Below are 16,023 nucleotides of genomic sequence, written 5' to 3' on the forward strand. Positions count from 1 at the left end.
CGCCGCGGCCGGTCGGTGCACGTACCCTTTTCTGTTGTGCCGAACGCCAACGAAGAGAACGCCAGTGCCCTGAACCAGGTGCAGCATCGCGCGGTGAGTGAGCTGCTGCGCGTGTCCCCGGTCGCCGACGACCTCGCCCGCCGATTCCGCCAGGCCGGATTCGGCCTCGCGCTGGTCGGCGGCTCGGTCCGCGACGCGCTGCTCGGCAGGCTCGGGAACGACCTGGACTTCACCACCGACGCCCGCCCGGAGGACGTGCTGGCCATCGTCCGCCCCTGGGCCGACGCGGTGTGGGAGGTCGGGATCGCCTTCGGCACCGTCGGCTCCCAGAAGGACGGCTACCAGATCGAGGTCACGACCTACCGGTCGGAGGCGTACGACAGGACCTCGCGCAAGCCGGAGGTGTCCTACGGCGACTCCATCGAGGAAGACCTCGTGCGCCGGGACTTCACCGTCAACGCGATGGCCGTCGCACTGCCGGAGAAGGAGTTCATCGACCCGCACGGCGGCCTGAAGGACCTGGCCGAGCGCGTGCTGCGCACCCCGGGAACGCCCGAGGCGTCCTTCTCGGACGACCCGCTGCGCATGCTGCGTGCTGCCCGGTTCGCCGCGCAGCTCGACTTCGAGGTCGCCCCCGAGGTCGTCACCGCGATGACGGAGATGGCCGGCCGGATCGAGATCGTCTCCGCCGAGCGGGTCCGCGAGGAGCTCAACAAGCTCCTTCTCTCCGCCCACCCGCGCAAGGGCCTGGGGCTTCTCGTCGACACCGGGCTGGCCGGCCATGTGCTGCCCGAGCTCCCGGCGCTGCGGCTGGAGAGTGACGAGCATCACCGCCACAAGGACGTCTACGAGCACTCGCTGACCGTCCTGGAGCAGGCCATCGACCTGGAGGAGGACGGCCCCGACCTCGTCCTGCGTCTGGCGGCGCTGCTCCACGACATCGGCAAGCCGAGGACGCGGCGGTTCGAGAAGGACGGCCGCGTCTCCTTCCACCACCACGAGGTGGTGGGCGCCAAGATGACCAAGAAGCGCATGACCGAGCTGAAGTACTCCAACGACCTGGTCAAGGACGTCGCGAAGCTGGTCGAGCTCCATCTGCGCTTCCACGGGTACGGCGACGGCGAGTGGACCGACTCCGCCGTCCGCCGGTATGTGCGCGACGCCGGGCCGCTCCTCGAACGCCTCCACAAGCTGACCCGGTCGGACTGCACGACCCGGAACAAGCGCAAGGCGAACGCCCTCTCCCGGACGTACGACGGTCTGGAGGAGCGGATCGCCCTGCTCCAGGAGCAGGAGGAGCTCGACTCCATCCGCCCGGATCTGGATGGCAACGACATCATGCAGATCCTCGGTGTGGGCCCCGGGCCGGTGATCGGCAAGGCGTACGCGTTCCTGCTGGAGCTGCGGCTGGAGCACGGCCCTATGGAGCGCGACGCGGCGGTGGCGGCGCTCAAGGAGTGGTGGGCGGAGCAGAGCTGAGTCGGCGCGGGCGTTGTTTCACGTGAAACATCACCCGCACCGGGCGTGGGGAGGGGCGTTGTTTCACGTGAAACAACGCCCCTCCCCGCATCCGGGACCGGCTACCCGCCGCTGCTCGTGCGGCGCCGGCGGAACATCGCCACCGCGACGGCCGCGTACAGCACGGACACTCCGGCCACCACGGTCACGGACCTGCCGTCCGGCGGGAGCAGCAGCGCCGCGACCCCTGCCGCGCTGACGAACGCGACGTTGAACAGCACGTCGTAGAGCGAGAAGACGCGGCCGCGGAAGGAGTCGTCCACCGAGGTCTGGACGACCGTGTCCGTCGCGATCTTCGCTCCTTGGGTCACGACACCGAGCACGAAGGCGGCGAGCAGCATCGGTACGGGAGCGAAGGAGAGGCCCAGCGCCGGTACCAGGACAGCCGCGGATCCGGCACAGGCGACGATCCATCCGTACCGGCCGAGCCGTCCCACGGTCCAGGGGGTCACCACGGCGGCGACGAAGAAGCCCGCGCCGGAGGCTCCGACCGCCAGGCCGAGCAGGGCCAGCCCGTCGGAGCCCTCGCCCGACCAGGCGTAGCGGCAGAGCATGAGCACCATCACGGTGAGCGCGCCGTAGCAGAAGCGGAGCACCGTCATCGCGGCCAGCGCCCGCGCCGCATGGGTCCGCTCTCCCAGGTGGCGCAACCCGGCGACGAGCCCGTGGGCCGTGACGGCCAGTGCGGCCCGCAGCCGGAGAGGCGTTCCGTCGGGGTCGGGTCCCAGCAGGGTGCGCGGCAGGCTCAGCGACGCCAGCGCGGAGAGCAGATAGAGCAGGGCGCCCAGCAGGACGACGGCCGCGTCGGACTCGTCGGCCACCAGCCGTACGACGAAGGCGAGTCCGCCGCCCGCGGTGGCCGCGAGGGTGCCGGCCGTCGGGGAGAGCGAGTTGGCGATGACGAGCCGGTCGTCGTCGACCACCCGTGGCAGCGCGGCGGAGAGCCCGGCCAGCACGAAGCGGTTGACGGCGGTGACGCAGAGGGCCGAGGCGTAGAAGAGCCAGTCCGGTACGGAGGCCAGGATCAGCAGGGCTGTGCAGCAGGCCAGGGAGGCGCGCAGGAGGTTCCCGTACAGGAAGACCTGGCGGCGGGGCCAGCGGTCCAGCAGCACGCCGGCGAAGGGGCCGATCAGTGAGTACGGGAGGAGGAGGACCGCCATGGCCGAGGCGATGGCGGCCGCCGAGGTCTGCTTCTCCGGGGAGAAGACGACGTACGCGGCGAGGGCGACCTGGTAGACGCCGTCGGCGGACTGGGAGAGGAGCCGCACGGTGAGCAGGCGGCGGAAGTTCCGCAGGCGCAGCAGGGTGCCCAGATCACGCGCGACAGACATGGGAGCAAGCGTCACACACGTCGGGGGTCCGCGGGCGGATTGCCCGGGGACCCCCGACGTGCGGCAGGAGGAGGTGAGCGTCGCCGCTCAGTTCTCCGGTGATGCGGTCGGACGTGAGAGCCGGTTCAGCGCTCGGTCTCGCCCTTGATGAACTTCTCGACGTTCTCGCGCGCCTCGTCGTCGAAGTACTGGACGGGCGGCGACTTCATGAAGTAGCTCGAAGCCGAGAGGATCGGGCCGCCGATGCCGCGGTCCTTGGCGATCTTCGCCGCACGGACGGCGTCGATGATGACACCGGCCGAGTTCGGGGAGTCCCACACCTCGAGCTTGTACTCCAAGTTGAGCGGGACGTCACCGAAGGCGCGGCCCTCGAGGCGCACGTACGCCCACTTGCGGTCGTCCAGCCAGGCCACGTAGTCCGAGGGGCCGATGTGGACGTTGTCCTCGCCGAGCTCACGGTCACGGATCTGCGAGGTGACGGCCTGCGTCTTCGAGATCTTCTTGGACTCCAGGCGCTCGCGCTCGAGCATGTTCTTGAAGTCCATGTTGCCGCCGACGTTCAGCTGCATCGTGCGGTCCAGGATGACACCGCGGTCCTCGAAGAGCTTCGCCATCACGCGGTGCGTGATGGTGGCGCCCACCTGGGACTTGATGTCGTCGCCGACGATCGGGACACCGGCCTCGGTGAACTTGTCCGCCCACTCCTTGGTGCCGGCGATGAAGACCGGGAGGGCGTTGACGAAGGCGACCTTGGCGTCGATGGCGCACTGCGCGTAGAACTTCGCGGCGACCTCGGAACCGACGGGGAGGTAGCAGACGAGAACGTCGACCTGCTGGTCCTTGAGGACCTGGACGACGTCGACCGGGGCGTCCGCAGACTCCTCGATCGTCTCGCGGTAGTACTTGCCCAGACCGTCGTGGGTGTGGCCGCGCTGGACGGTGACGCCCGTGTTCGGCACGTCCGCGATCTTGATGGTGTTGTTCTCGCTGGCGCCGATGGCGTCCGCGAGGTCGAGGCCGACCTTCTTCGCGTCGACGTCGAAGGCGGCGACGAACTCGACGTCGCTGACGTGGTAATCGCCGAACTGGACGTGCATCAGGCCGGGCACCTTGCCGGCCGGATCTGCGTCCTTGTAGTACTCGACGCCCTGCACCAGCGAGGCGGCGCAGTTGCCCACGCCTACGATGGCTACGCGAACCGAACCCATTCCGGTTGCTCCCTGTGTGATCGGTGTTTCCGATGAAGTCCCCGCGGAGTGCGGTGACTTCACTTGGCGGTGTCGTCGGACGGATCCGGCGGGGTGTCACCCCGGCGCCGGGGCAGGCCGCCCGTCTCTCCTGATGTGTCCTGCTGAGCAGAGCCCTCGGGCGAGGACCGTCTCCGGTCCCGTCCCGACCGCTCGCTCTCGATGAGCTCGTTCAGCCAGCGCACTTCGCGCTCCACGGACTCCATGCCGTGCCGCTGCAGCTCAAGTGTGTAGTCGTCGAGTCGTTCACGCGTGCGGGCGAGGGAGGCGCGCATCTTCTCCAGACGCTCCTCCAGCCTGCTGCGCCGGCCTTCGAGCACCCGCATCCGCACCTCGCGTTCGGTCTGCCCGAAGAAGGCGAAGCGTGCCGCGAAGTGCTCGTCCTCCCAGGCGTCCGGACCGGTGTGCGAGAGCAGCTCCTCGAAGTGCTCCTTACCTTCCGCCGTCAGCCGGTAGACGATCTTGGCCCGGCGTCCCGTGAGGGAGGAGGCGGGCGTGGTGTCCGCCGGGTCGCTCGCGGGCTCCTCGATCAACCAGCCGCTGGCCACCAGCGTCTTGAGGCACGGGTAGAGCGTCCCGTAGCTGAACGCACGGAAGATCCCCAGCGAGGTGTTGAGGCGTTTGCGCAGCTCGTAGCCGTGCATCGGAGACTCGCGGAGCAGTCCGAGAACGGCGAACTCGAGGATGCCGGAGCGTCGGCTCACGGGCTCCTCCTCCTTCTGCCGCTGGTTCCGCGGGAACCGTCTGCCGGATCCACTGGCGTACTTATGCCGTGCTGATGTATCGACTCGATACATCAGCACGATAGATCGCACCGGCGGGTTCGACAAGGGTGACCTTCGTGAGCGGCGTCACATCACCAATTCGTAGGTATCGACTTGCGTTGTTTGGGGTGAAGTTCGGCCCTAGGAGGGTTTTGACCGTGCGTAGTCTGTGCGGCATGCAGACCACCGGGAACCGTGAGGCGCCGTTGTGCGTCAGTTATCGCGGACTGCCGGATGTACTGCGGATGAGCCTTCCGCAGGGCTGGTCCGTAATTCGGGGGGACCGGATCTCAACTGCCGCTTCCAGGCGCTCTCGCCTGCCCGAGGAGTAGTCGTTCCATGAGCGAGCACCGTCGCAAATCGTCCCAGCCGCAAGGTGGCGGGCGGGCCGCGGCCAGACGAGCCGCCCAGCAGCCGGCAGGACGTCGGGCAGCGCCGTCACGCAGAGCCACATCCGTGTCACATGCCGAGTCGCAGGGCGAGTCGCAGGGCGAGGAGCGCCAGTACGGCAGCCGTGCCGAGGCCCGCCGTGCGGCTCAGCGCGGCGGGGGCCGGCGCCGGGGCGGCGGCGAGGCCGGGCCTCCCGGCAAGAAGCGCGTCATCGACTACCCGCGCCACGGGCGGTACGGGTTCCGTCGCTGGCTGCCGTCGTGGAAGCTCGTCTCGGGTCTCTGCGTGGGCTTCCTCGGCCTGCTGATGGGTGTCGCCGGTGTCTCGTACGCCCTGGTGAGCACGCCGAACATCCAGGACGCGGCCACAGCGCAGAACAACGTCTACTACTGGGCCAACGGCAACCAGATGGTGGCGACCGGCGGTGTCGTCAACCGCCAGGAGATCAGCTACGAGCAGATCCCCGTGGCGATGCGCAACGCCGTGGTCGCGGCAGAGAACAAGAGCTTCTGGACGGACAAGGGCATCGACCCCAAGGGCATCGGCCGGGCGGTGTTCAACATGGCCACGGGCGGTCAGACCCAGGGCGGTTCGACCATCACCCAGCAGTACGTGAAGAACTCGCGGCTGAACCAGGACCAGACGTTCACGCGGAAGTTCAAGGAGCTCTTCATCACCCTGAAGGTCGCCGGCGAGGAGAAGAAGGAGGACGTCATGGCCGGCTACCTCAACGTCTCCTACTACGGCCGTGGCGCATCCGGCATCCAGGCCGCGGCTCGTACGTACTACGACAAGGACGCCACGGACCTGGATCCGAGCGAGTGCGCCTTCCTCGCGACACTGCTGAAGGGTGCGAGCTACTACGACCCGGCCGGTGCCACCGACATCGACAAGAACGCGACGCCGGAGAAGAACCTCGACCGCGCCGAGAAGCGCTGGCGGTGGATCCTCGACGAGCAGGTCAAGGACGGCAAGATGTCGGCCGAGGAGCGGGCGACGTACAAAGAGTTCCCCATGCCCGAGAAGCCGAAGAAGAACGCCAAGCTGGGCGGTCAGACCGGCTATCTGGTGGAGCTGGCGCGTAAGTACTTCCTCGCCAACAACGACCGGAACATCAAGGCCAAGGACATGGAGCTCGGCGGCTTCGAGATCCACACCACCTTCGACGAGACGAAGGTGAAGCAGCTCGCCAAGGCGGTGGACAAGGTCTACAAGGCCAAGATCCGCCCCGAGGAGCGTCCGAAGACGGACACCCATGTGGAGTTCGGCGGTGCCTCGGTGGACGCCAGGACGGGCGCCATCCTCGCCACGTACGGCGGCCAGGACGCCACGAAGCACTTCACCAACAACGCCGACGCGACCGGCGCCCAGGTCGGCTCGACCTGGAAGCCCTTCGTGCTGGCGGCGGCGATGCAGTACGGCGTACGCGACCCGAAGCTCGGGCCCGACCAGGACCTCTCGCAGCGCACCATCGTCTCGCCCAAGAGCATCTACAACGGCGACAACAAGCTGGAGATCAAGAACTACGACGGGGAGGTCTGGAAGGGCAAGGACGACAAGGGGTGGCTCCAGACCAACGACGGCGACTACGACCACGGTGAGATCGACCTGCGGCACGCCATGGAGCAATCGGCCAACTCCCCCTTCGTCCAGCTCGGTATGGACGTCGGGACGGACAAGGTCAAGGATGCCGCCGTCGCCGCCGGTCTGAAGGACGACGACATGATGGCGGACGCCACCGTTCCGTCGTTCTCCATCGGTACGTCCTCGCCCAGCGCCATCCGGATGGCGGGCGCCTACGCCACCTTCGCCACGAGCGGCCAGCAGAACCCCACGTACTCGGTCACCGAGGTGAAGCAGAACGGCAGCGTCGTCTTCCAGCACAAGAAGCAGTCCAAGCGCGCCTTCACCCCGCGCATTGCGGACAACATCACGGACGTGCTGAAGAACGTGGTGGAGAACGGTACGGGCCAGCCCGCGCGGCTGGAGGGACGTGAGGCGGCGGGGAAGACGGGTACCACGGACGGCAACAAGTCCGCCTGGTTCGTCGGCTACACCCCGCAGCTCTCGACGGCGATCAGCATGTTCCGGTTGGACGACGACGAGACCAACAAGGACCGCGAGTTCGAGAAGATGTTCGGCACCGGTGGCGAGAAGAAGATCCACGGAAACTCGTTCCCGGCGTCCATCTGGCACGACTACATGACCGCGGCGATGAAGGGGAAGAAGGTCCTCTCGTTCCCGAAGCCGGAGCCCATCGGCGAGGAGGTCTGGGGCGGTGGCGCGGTCAGCCCGAGCCCGACGCCCAGCCCGACACCCTCTCCGACGCCCACCACCGAGGAGCCGGAGCCGCCGTCGCCTTCCCCGACGCCGACCCCGACCACTCCCTCCCCGACGCCGTCGCCGAGCAAGACGTGTGAGATCTGGGACTGGGAGTGCCAGAACCCCAACGGCGGTGGTGCGAACGCCGGAGCGGACGGCGGCGCGAACGCGGGAGCGGATGGTGGCGCCAACGCCGGAGCGGATGGTGGCGCCAACGCGGGAACGGACGGTGGCGCCAACGCGGGAGCCGACGGCGGAGCCAACAGCGGGACCACCGAAGGTGCCAACGCCGGGAACGCCGGAGCCAACGGCGGCCTATGGAGCGGTGCCAACGGCGGATAGCCGCACCGCAGCAGGGCCCGCGCAGGGCCCTGGACGCCTACAGGACGAGGGCCGCCGCACCGGACACCGGGTGCGGCGGCCCTCGCCGCGTTCCGGACCGCCGAAGGGCCCTCCTCCCGTGTCCGTGCCCGGGCCACAGCCCCGTACGGCAGGATGTGCGGCATGCCAAGCCCCAGCGCAGAGGACACGAGCGTGCAGCAGCAGGAGCGGCCCGTCGTGCGGCCCACCGATCAGGACGAGGTCGCGGCGGCCGGCAGTGAGCTGTTCGGCGGGCGGGTGGGGCGCTGGGCGCGGCTCGGCGACGGTCCGCTGACGCCCGTACGCGTCGTCGCCCTGACCATGATCGGGATGTTCGCGCTCGGCATGGTCCAGAAGATCCCCTGCTACGAGTGGGCCTGGTTCCGCGGAGCCACCTCGCAGTACACGCACGCCTGCTACTCCGACATCCCGCACCTCTTCCTGGGACGCGGTTTCGCCGACGGGCTGGTGCCGTACTTCGACCGGCTGAGCGGCGACATGCAGTACCTGGAGTACCCCGTACTGACCGGGGTGTTCATGCAGATCGCCTCCTGGCTGACGCTGACACCGGACAGCGACCCCATCCAGCAGCGCGAGCAGATGTACTGGATGGTCAACGCGGGCATGCTGATGATCTGCGCGGTCGTCATCGCCGTGTGCACCGTACGCACGCACCGTCGGCGCCCCTGGGACGGCCTGCTGGTCGCGCTGGCGCCCGCGTTCGCCCTCACCGCCACGATCAACTGGGACCTGCTGGCCGTCGCGCTGACGGCCGCGGCGATGCTCATGTGGTCGCGGGGCCGGGTCCTCGCGTTCGGCATCCTCATCGGCCTCGCGACGGCCGCCAAGCTCTATCCCGTCCTGCTGCTCGGCCCGCTCCTGGTGCTCTGCTGGCGGGCGGGCAGGTGGCGCGAGTACGGCACGGCGCTGCTCGGCGCCGGAGCGGCCTGGCTCGTGGTGAACCTGCCGGTGATGCTCTACGCCCCCGAGGGGTGGCGGAAGTTCTACACGTTCAGCCAGGAGCGGCCCATCGACTTCGGCTCCTTCTGGCTGATCATCACGCAGCGCACCGGGAAGCCGATCGACGTCGAGACGGTGAACACCGCATCCGTCGTCCTGATGGTGGTGTTCTGCGCGGGCATCGCGGGGCTGGCGCTCACCGCCGCGCGCCGGCCGCGCTTCGCCCAACTGGCGTTCCTGGTGGTGGCCGCGTTCATCCTGACGAACAAGGTCTACTCACCGCAGTACGTGCTCTGGCTGATCCCGCTCGCCGTGCTGGCCCGGCCGCGCTGGCGCGACTTCCTCATCTGGCAGGCCTGCGAGGTCATGTACTTCCTGGGGATCTGGTTCTACCTCGCGTACACGAGCGGCGGCGACAAGCACCAGGGGCTGCCGCAGGAGGGGTACCAGCTCGCGATCGCGCTGCATCTGCTGGGCACGCTGTACCTGTGCGCCCTGGTCGTCCGGGACATCCTGCTGCCCGACAAGGACCCGGTGCGCCGGGACGGCTCCGACGACCCGTCGGGCGGGGTGCTCGACGGGGCGCCGGACGCGTTCGTGCTGGCACCCGATCCCCGTACGCCGGGGCACACGGCCCCGGCGGTCACGGGACCTCAGGTGGAGTGGGGCACGGCCCGGGAGCGGTGACCCGGGCGGCTCGCTCAGTGGTCGACGAGCCGGTCGTACTGCGTGGTCGTGTGGCGCAGATGGGCTACCAGCTCGTCACCGACCCGCGGTTCCTGCGCGTCCGACGGCACGAACAGGATCGACACCTGCATGTGCGGCGGTTCGGCGAACCAGCGCTGCTTGCCCGCCCAGACGAACGGCGACAGGTTGCGGTTGACCGTGGCCAGACCCGCGCGCGCGACGCCCTTGGCCCGCGGCATCACCCCGTGCAGCGCCTTGGGCGCCTCCAGGCCGACCCCGTGCGACGTACCGCCCGCGACGACGACCAGCCAGCCGTCGGAGGCGGCCTTCTGCTGGCGGTAGCCGAACCGGTCGCCCTTGGTGACGGGCGTGACGTCCAGGACGGCACCCCGGTACTCCGTGGCCTCGTGGTCACCCAGCCAGAGCCGGGTGCCGATGCGGGCGCGGAAGCGGGTCTGCGGGAACTGCTGTTGGAGCCGGGCCAGCTCCTCGGCGCGCAGGTGGCTGACGAACATGGTGTGCAGCGGCAGCCGGGCGGCGCGCAGCCGGTCCATCCACCCTATGACCTCCTCGACGGCGTCCGAGCCGTCGGTGCGGTCCAGCGGCAGGTGCAGCGCGAACCCTTCGAGCCGTACGTCCTCGATCGCCGCGTGCAGCAGCCCGAGCTCCTCCTCCTTGACCCCGTGGCGCTTCATCGAGCTCATGCACTCGATGACGACCCGGGCGCCCACCAGGGCGTGCACCCCGTCGACGGAGGAGACGGACCGGATGACGCGGTCCGGCAGCGGTACGGGCTCCTCACCGCGCCGGAACGGGGTCAGCACGAGCAGGTCGCCGCTGAACCAGTCCTTGATCGTGGCGGCCTCGTACGTCGTGCCGACGGCGAGGGTGTCGGAGCCGAAGCGGATCGTCTCGTCGGCGAGCCGCTCGTGGCCGAAGCCGTACCCGTTGCCCTTGCAGACCGGTACGAGGCCGGGGAACTGGTCGATCACGGACTTCTGGTGCGCCCGCCAGCGCGCGGTGTCGACGTAGAGGGAGAGCGCCATGGCCGGCCCGGAACCTTTCTGGTGGCTGTGGATGCGGTGGGTTGGTGCTGTGGTGAAGCGCGTGCTGTATTGAGGCGCGTCAGCGGCGCGACATGTAGATGTCGAGCGCCTTGTGGAGCACCTTGTTCAGCGGGAAGTCCCACTCGCCGACGTACTCCACGGCCTCGCCACCGGTGCCGACCTTGAACTGGATCAGGCCGAAGAGGTGGTCGTTCTCGTCCAGCGAGTCGCTGATGCCGCGCAGGTCGTAGACGGTGGCGCCCATCGCGTAGCTGTCGCGGAGCATCCGCCACTGCATGGCGTTCGACGGCCGGACCTCGCGCCCGATGTTGTCGGAAGCACCGTAGGAGTACCAGACGTGCCCGCCCACGACGAGCATCGTGGCGGCGGAGAGGTTCACGCCGTTGTGGCGGGCGAAGTAGAGCCGCATCCGGTTGGGGTCCTCGGAGTTGAGGACGGTCCACATGCGCTGGAAGTACGAGAGCGGGCGCGGGCGGAAGTGGTCGCGCACGGCCGTGATCTCGTAGAGCCGCTGCCACTCGGCCAGGTCCTCGTAACCGCCCTGGACCACCTCGACACCGGCCTTGTCGGCCTTCTTGATGTTGCGGCGCCACAGCTGGTTGAAGCCCTTGAGGACATCCTCCAGGGAGCGGTTGGCGAGCGGCACCTGGAAGACGTAACGCGGCTGTACGTCACCGAATCCGGCGCCGCCGTCCTCGCCCTGCTGCCAGCCCATCTTCCGCAGCCGGTCCGCCACCTCGAAGGCGCGCGGCTCGATGTGGGTGGCCTCGACGTCGCGCAGGCGCTTCACGTCCGGGTCCTGGATGCCGGACTTGATGGCCGCCGAGTCCCAGCGCCGGATGACGACCGGCGGGCCCATCTTCACGGAGAACGCGCCCTGCTGCTTGAGGTGGGCGAGCATCGGCTGGAGCCAGTCGGCCAGGTTGGGCGCGTACCAGTTGATGACCGGGCCCTCGGGCAGGTACGCCAGGTAGCGCTTGATCTTCGGCAGCTGGCGGTACAGGACGAGGCCGGCGCCGACGATCTGGCCGTCCCGGTCGAACCAGCCCAGGCTCTCCGAGCGCCATTCCGTCTTCACATCAGCCCACGCCGGGACCTGGCAGTGACTGGCCGAGGGCAGGCTCTGGATGTACGCCAGATGCTGCTCTCGGCTGATGGTCCTCAGGGTCAGGCTCATGCGGGGCGCTCCTCGGCAGGTGTGTCCCCATCGGTCAGGGGCTCCGGCTCTCGCGCCGAAGCCTACTGTGACCGAGGGGCACCCGGCCTGGCCGCGTAGGCCCGGATCGCCCGCGACGGACCGGCGCGGCCGGGTCGACGGCCGCGCCGGGTCCTGCGCCGGTCAGGTGATGACGCCGCCGAAGAGGCCGCCGTGCGCCATGCCGAGGTAGAAGCCCACCGCCGAGGCGCCGATCCCCATGATCAGGCCGAACCTCTCCCAGGTGGTCTTCGAGATGTACTGGCCGTAGAGGCCGGTCAGGATGCCGACCAGCCCCGCCCAGGAGCTGATCAGGTGCAGATGGTGGAACATCGCCGTCACGAAGGCGAGGACGCCGAGCACCCCGGTCACCACCATCAGGACGTCCTGGACGGGGTGGGGCCTGCCGTCCGTCGCGAAGAGCGAGCCGGTGGCGGGGCGGCCGGTCGTGGACCGGGAGCCAGCGGGACGAATGGTCTGTGCCATGGATGACCTCCTGGCCGGACGGGCGGTGGAATGTAGCGCCTCTCACACCGCATCTGTCTCGATTGTGCCCCTGCGGCTCGGGATCCGCCCTCCGGAAAGCGGCCCGCATGTGCCCCCTGACCTCCGGATTTCAACCGGAGGTCGGTCTGCGGGTAGTCTGTACGGTCTGCACCGGTGTCTGCCCAGGCCAGCACGGCGAGCCCCTCCCCCAGGAATCTTCCCGGGAGCGGATTGTCAGTGCCGGGTGTTCTCCTCGACGGACACCGTTGCGCTACGCATCACGACCCTCCTGCCACGGAACGACCGTGGCCGCTGAGTCCAAAGGAGGTGGGTTCCACATGCGTCACTACGAGGTGATGGTCATCCTCGACCCCGATCTCGAGGAGCGAGCAGTCTCCCCGCTGATCGAGAACTTCCTCTCCGTCGTCCGTGAGGGCAACGGAAAGGTGGAGAAGGTCGACACCTGGGGCCGTCGTCGGCTCGCTTACGAGATCAAGAAGAAGCCCGAGGGCATCTACTCGGTCATCGACCTGCAGGCCGAGCCTGCGGTCGTCAAGGAGCTCGACCGCCAGATGAACCTGAACGAGTCGGTCCTCCGGACCAAGGTCCTCCGTCCCGAGATCCACTGAGCGTCTAGCTCAGCGGTTTTCGGGTCCGAGTAGCAGCAAGCAGCCAGAAGCAATCCCCGCCGAGAGGTTCACCCATGGCAGGCGAGACCGTCATCACGGTCGTCGGCAATCTCGTCGACGACCCCGAGCTGCGCTTCACCCCGTCCGGTGCGGCGGTCGCGAAGTTCCGTGTCGCGTCCACTCCCCGCATCTTCGACCGGCAGACCAATGAGTGGAAGGACGGCGAAGGCCTGTTCCTCACCTGCTCGGTCTGGCGTCAGGCGGCGGAGAACGTCGCGGAATCGCTCCAGCGAGGCATGCGCGTCGTCGTGCAGGGCCGGCTGAAGCAGCGGTCCTACGAGGACCGTGAGGGCGTCAAGCGCACGGTCTACGAGCTGGATGTCGAGGAAGTCGGCCCCAGCCTCAAGAACGCCACGGCCAAGGTCACCAAGACCACCGGTCGCGGCGGTCAGGGCGGCCAGGGCGGATACGGCGGCGGTGGCGGCCAGCAGGGTGGCGGCAACTGGGGCGGCGGTCCCGGTGGCGGTGGCCAGCAGGGCGGCGGCGGTGCTCCCGCCGACGACCCGTGGGCGACCGGCGCGCCGTCAGGCGGCCAGCAGGGCGGGGGCCAGCAGGGCGGCGGGAGCGGCTGGGGCGGAAGCCCCGGTGGTTCCGGCGGCTCCGGCGGCGGCTACTCGGACGAGCCCCCCTTCTAGGGCGGCTCGTACCCCCACTTCTTGATCACACAGGAGAAACACCATGGCGAAGCCGCCTGTGCGCAAGCCTAAGAAGAAGGTCTGCGCGTTCTGCAAGGACAAGACCCAGTACGTGGACTACAAGGACACGAACATGCTGCGGAAGTTCATTTCCGACCGCGGCAAGATCCGTGCCCGCCGCGTCACCGGCAACTGCACGCAGCACCAGCGTGACGTCGCCACGGCTGTCAAGAACAGCCGTGAGATGGCGCTGCTGCCCTACACGTCCACCGCGCGATAAGGGAAGGGTGACAACAGCATGAAGATCATCCTCACCCACGAGGTCTCCGGCCTCGGCACCGCTGGCGACGTCGTCGACGTCAAGGACGGGTACGCCCGCAACTACCTGGTTCCGCGTGGCTTCGCCATCCGCTGGACCAAGGGCGGCGAGAAGGACGTGGCGCAGATCCGCCGCGCCCGCAAGATCCACGAGATCGCGACGATCGAGCAGGCCAACGAGATCAAGGCCAAGCTCGAGGGCGTGAAGGTCCGTCTGGCCGTTCGCTCCGGTGACGCCGGCCGGCTCTTCGGCTCGGTCACCCCGGCCGACGTCGCTTCGGCGATCAAGGCCGCCGGTGGTCCGGACGTCGACAAGCGTCGTGTGGAGCTCGGTTCGCCGATCAAGACGCTCGGCGGGCACCAGGTGTCCGTGCGTCTGCACCCCGAGGTCGCTGCGAAGCTGGCCGTCGAGGTCATTGCTGCCTAAGGGCAGAGCTCAGCAGAGCAGGTGAAGGGCCGCATCCCGTCGGGGATGCGGCCCTTTGCTGTGTGCCGGGGGAGTGTTTCACGTGAAACAGCGTCGTCGAAGCGGTCGGCGAGGCCGTAGCGTTTCACGTGAAACACTCCCGTCGAGCCCGCGCCTCAGCGGGTCGCTCCGGTGACGATCCACCGGCCGGAGCGCGTACGCACCCAGAGGGTGGCCAGCCGGACGGCCATCATCAGCGTCATCGCCCACCAGAGCGCGGTGAGGTCACCGCCGAGAGCAGGCACCAGAAGCGCGACCGGAGCGAAGACGGCCAGCGTCGCCAGCATGGCCCAGGCGAGGTAGCGTCCGTCGCCCGCTCCCATCAGCACGCCGTCCAGGACGAAGACCACTCCGGCGATCGGCTGCGAGACCGCCACGACCAGGAGTGCGGGGAGCAGGGTCTCCTTCACCGCCGGATCGCTGGTGAAGAGCGGGATGAAGAGCGGCCGGGCGAGCATGATCAGTACGCCGAGCGCGATGCCGCAGCCGATGCCCCACTCGACCATGCGACGGCAGGCCTCCCGCGCGCCCTTCTCGTCGCTGGCCCCCAGATAGCGGCCGATGATCGCCTGGCCCGCGATGGCGATGGCGTCGAGTGCGAAGGCGGTCAGGCTCCAGAGGGAGAGGATGATCTGGTGCGCGGCGATGTCGACGTCCCCGAGCCGCGCGGCCACAGCGGTGGCGATCATGAGGACGGCCCGGAGCGAGAGCGTACGGACCAGGAGCGGCACGCCCGCCCGGGCGCTGGCCCTGATGCCGGCGGCGTCGGGGCGCAGGGAGGCGCCGTGTCTGCGGGCTCCGCGTACGACCACGACGAGATAGGCGACGGCCATGCCCACCTGGGCGATCACCGTGCCCCAGGCGGATCCGGCGATGCCGAGCCCGGCACCGTAGACGAGGACCACGTTGAGGATGCCGTTCGCCGTGAAGCCGCCGATGGCGACGTACAGCGGGGTCCGGGTGTCCTGGAGGCCGCGGAGCACACCGGTGGCGGCGAGGACGACCAGCATGGCCGGGATACCGAAGCTGGAGATCCGCAGATACGTGATGGCGTACGGGGCGGCGGTGTCGGAGGCGCCGAACACATCGACGAGCCAGGGGGCCGAGGGGATGGCGAGCGCCACGACGACGGCACCGAGCAGCAGGGCGAGCCAGATGCCGTCCATGCCCTGGCGGATCGCCGCGGGCAGATCGCCCGCCCCGACCCGTCGGGCGACGGCGGCCGTGGTGGCGTAGGCGAGGAAGACGAAGATGCTCACGGCGGTCATCAGCAGGGCGGCGGCGATCCCGAGACCGGCCAGTTGCGGAGTGCCGAGGTGGCCGACGATGGCGCTGTCGACCATCACGAACAGGGGCTCGGCGACCAGCGCGCCGAACGCCGGTACGGCGAGGGCGATGATCTCGCGGTCGTGCCGTCGGCGGCCTGTTCGCGGGGTGGTGGGGGCCGGGGTCATGGGGGTCAATCTAATCTTCCACAGGTAAGAGATGCAATGGGCTAGTGTCCCTTACTCGATCTCCCGTGGGGCGCCCGTCCGTGCGCCGTTTGCAGTGATCTTGAAATCAGGGCGAAAGTTTTTCTCCCCCACAG

At 68.8% G+C, this 16,023-nt stretch carries 14 protein-coding genes; 7 read left to right on the plus strand and 7 right to left on the minus strand.

Annotation, left to right across the window (positions count from 1 at the left end; all coding sequences use genetic code 11):
• Positions 1 to 36 precede the first annotated feature (36 nt).
• Positions 37 to 1,479, plus strand: coding sequence for a CCA tRNA nucleotidyltransferase (locus ACQP09_RS17235; RefSeq protein WP_433400504.1), 1,443 nt, complete (start codon positions 37 to 39; stop codon positions 1,477 to 1,479).
• 101 nt (positions 1,480 to 1,580) lie between these two features.
• Here the strand turns inward: ACQP09_RS17235 and ACQP09_RS17240 are convergent, their stop codons facing one another.
• The 3 genes from ACQP09_RS17240 to ACQP09_RS17250 form a co-directional block, all read right to left on the minus strand.
• Positions 1,581 to 2,849, minus strand: a complete 1,269-nt coding sequence (locus ACQP09_RS17240) for an MFS transporter (protein ID WP_433400507.1) — start codon at positions 2,847 to 2,849, stop codon at positions 1,581 to 1,583.
• A gap of 125 nt (positions 2,850 to 2,974) precedes the next feature.
• Complete coding sequence (locus tag ACQP09_RS17245; RefSeq protein ID WP_404061238.1) at positions 2,975 to 4,057, minus strand: inositol-3-phosphate synthase; 1,083 nt, start codon at positions 4,055 to 4,057, stop codon at positions 2,975 to 2,977.
• Positions 4,058 to 4,116: 59 nt separating this feature from the next.
• A complete protein-coding gene (locus ACQP09_RS17250) occupies positions 4,117 to 4,800 on the minus strand; it encodes a helix-turn-helix transcriptional regulator (protein ID WP_432149428.1) in 684 nt (227 codons plus the stop codon).
• A gap of 399 nt (positions 4,801 to 5,199) precedes the next feature.
• Here ACQP09_RS17250 and ACQP09_RS17255 point away from each other — a divergent pair, with 399 nt between their 5' ends.
• Both ACQP09_RS17255 and ACQP09_RS17260 read left to right on the plus strand, forming a co-directional pair.
• Positions 5,200 to 7,914: a transglycosylase domain-containing protein gene (locus ACQP09_RS17255; RefSeq protein ID WP_433400511.1), complete on the plus strand. Its 2,715-nt coding sequence runs from the start codon at positions 5,200 to 5,202 to the stop codon at positions 7,912 to 7,914.
• Between the two features lie 162 nt (positions 7,915 to 8,076).
• Positions 8,077 to 9,579, plus strand: a complete 1,503-nt coding sequence (locus ACQP09_RS17260; protein WP_404061229.1) for a glycosyltransferase family 87 protein — start codon at positions 8,077 to 8,079, stop codon at positions 9,577 to 9,579.
• Positions 9,580 to 9,593: 14 nt separating this feature from the next.
• Here ACQP09_RS17260 and ACQP09_RS17265 read toward each other — a convergent pair whose 3' ends face one another.
• The 3 genes from ACQP09_RS17265 to ACQP09_RS17275 form a co-directional block, all read right to left on the minus strand.
• Positions 9,594 to 10,625: an alanine racemase gene (locus tag ACQP09_RS17265; protein ID WP_433400513.1), complete on the minus strand. Its 1,032-nt coding sequence runs from the start codon at positions 10,623 to 10,625 to the stop codon at positions 9,594 to 9,596.
• 79 nt (positions 10,626 to 10,704) lie between these two features.
• Entirely contained in the window at positions 10,705 to 11,823 is a 1,119-nt protein-coding gene (locus ACQP09_RS17270; protein WP_433400516.1) for a lipid II:glycine glycyltransferase FemX, read from the minus strand.
• Positions 11,824 to 11,985: 162 nt separating this feature from the next.
• Positions 11,986 to 12,327 carry a hypothetical protein gene (locus ACQP09_RS17275; protein ID WP_018513856.1) on the minus strand — a complete coding sequence of 114 codons (342 nt, stop codon included), beginning with the start codon at positions 12,325 to 12,327 and terminating at the stop codon, positions 11,986 to 11,988.
• Positions 12,328 to 12,665: 338 nt separating this feature from the next.
• Here ACQP09_RS17275 and rpsF point away from each other — a divergent pair, with 338 nt between their 5' ends.
• The 4 genes from rpsF (at position 12,666) to rplI (ending at position 14,396) form a co-directional block, all read left to right on the plus strand.
• Complete coding sequence (gene rpsF / locus ACQP09_RS17280; RefSeq protein WP_015609864.1) at positions 12,666 to 12,956, plus strand: 30S ribosomal protein S6; 291 nt, start codon at positions 12,666 to 12,668, stop codon at positions 12,954 to 12,956.
• Positions 12,957 to 13,030: 74 nt separating this feature from the next.
• Complete coding sequence (locus ACQP09_RS17285; protein WP_404061221.1) at positions 13,031 to 13,651, plus strand: single-stranded DNA-binding protein; 621 nt, start codon at positions 13,031 to 13,033, stop codon at positions 13,649 to 13,651.
• A 43-nt stretch (positions 13,652 to 13,694) separates the two neighbouring features.
• Positions 13,695 to 13,931 (plus strand): 30S ribosomal protein S18, encoded by a 237-nt coding sequence (gene rpsR / locus ACQP09_RS17290; RefSeq protein ID WP_003967857.1) that lies wholly within the window; start codon positions 13,695 to 13,697, stop codon positions 13,929 to 13,931.
• A gap of 18 nt (positions 13,932 to 13,949) precedes the next feature.
• Positions 13,950 to 14,396 (plus strand): 50S ribosomal protein L9, encoded by a 447-nt coding sequence (rplI, locus tag ACQP09_RS17295; RefSeq protein ID WP_404061218.1) that lies wholly within the window; start codon positions 13,950 to 13,952, stop codon positions 14,394 to 14,396.
• A 155-nt stretch (positions 14,397 to 14,551) separates the two neighbouring features.
• Here rplI and ACQP09_RS17300 read toward each other — a convergent pair whose 3' ends face one another.
• Complete coding sequence (locus ACQP09_RS17300) at positions 14,552 to 15,889, minus strand: MATE family efflux transporter (RefSeq protein ID WP_433400521.1); 1,338 nt, start codon at positions 15,887 to 15,889, stop codon at positions 14,552 to 14,554.
• Positions 15,890 to 16,023 lie beyond the last annotated feature (134 nt).

Origin of the sequence: Streptomyces sp. CA-146814, assembly GCF_050942385.1 — a bacterium.
In the GTDB taxonomy this organism is placed as follows: Bacteria; Actinomycetota; Actinomycetes; order Streptomycetales; family Streptomycetaceae; genus Streptomyces.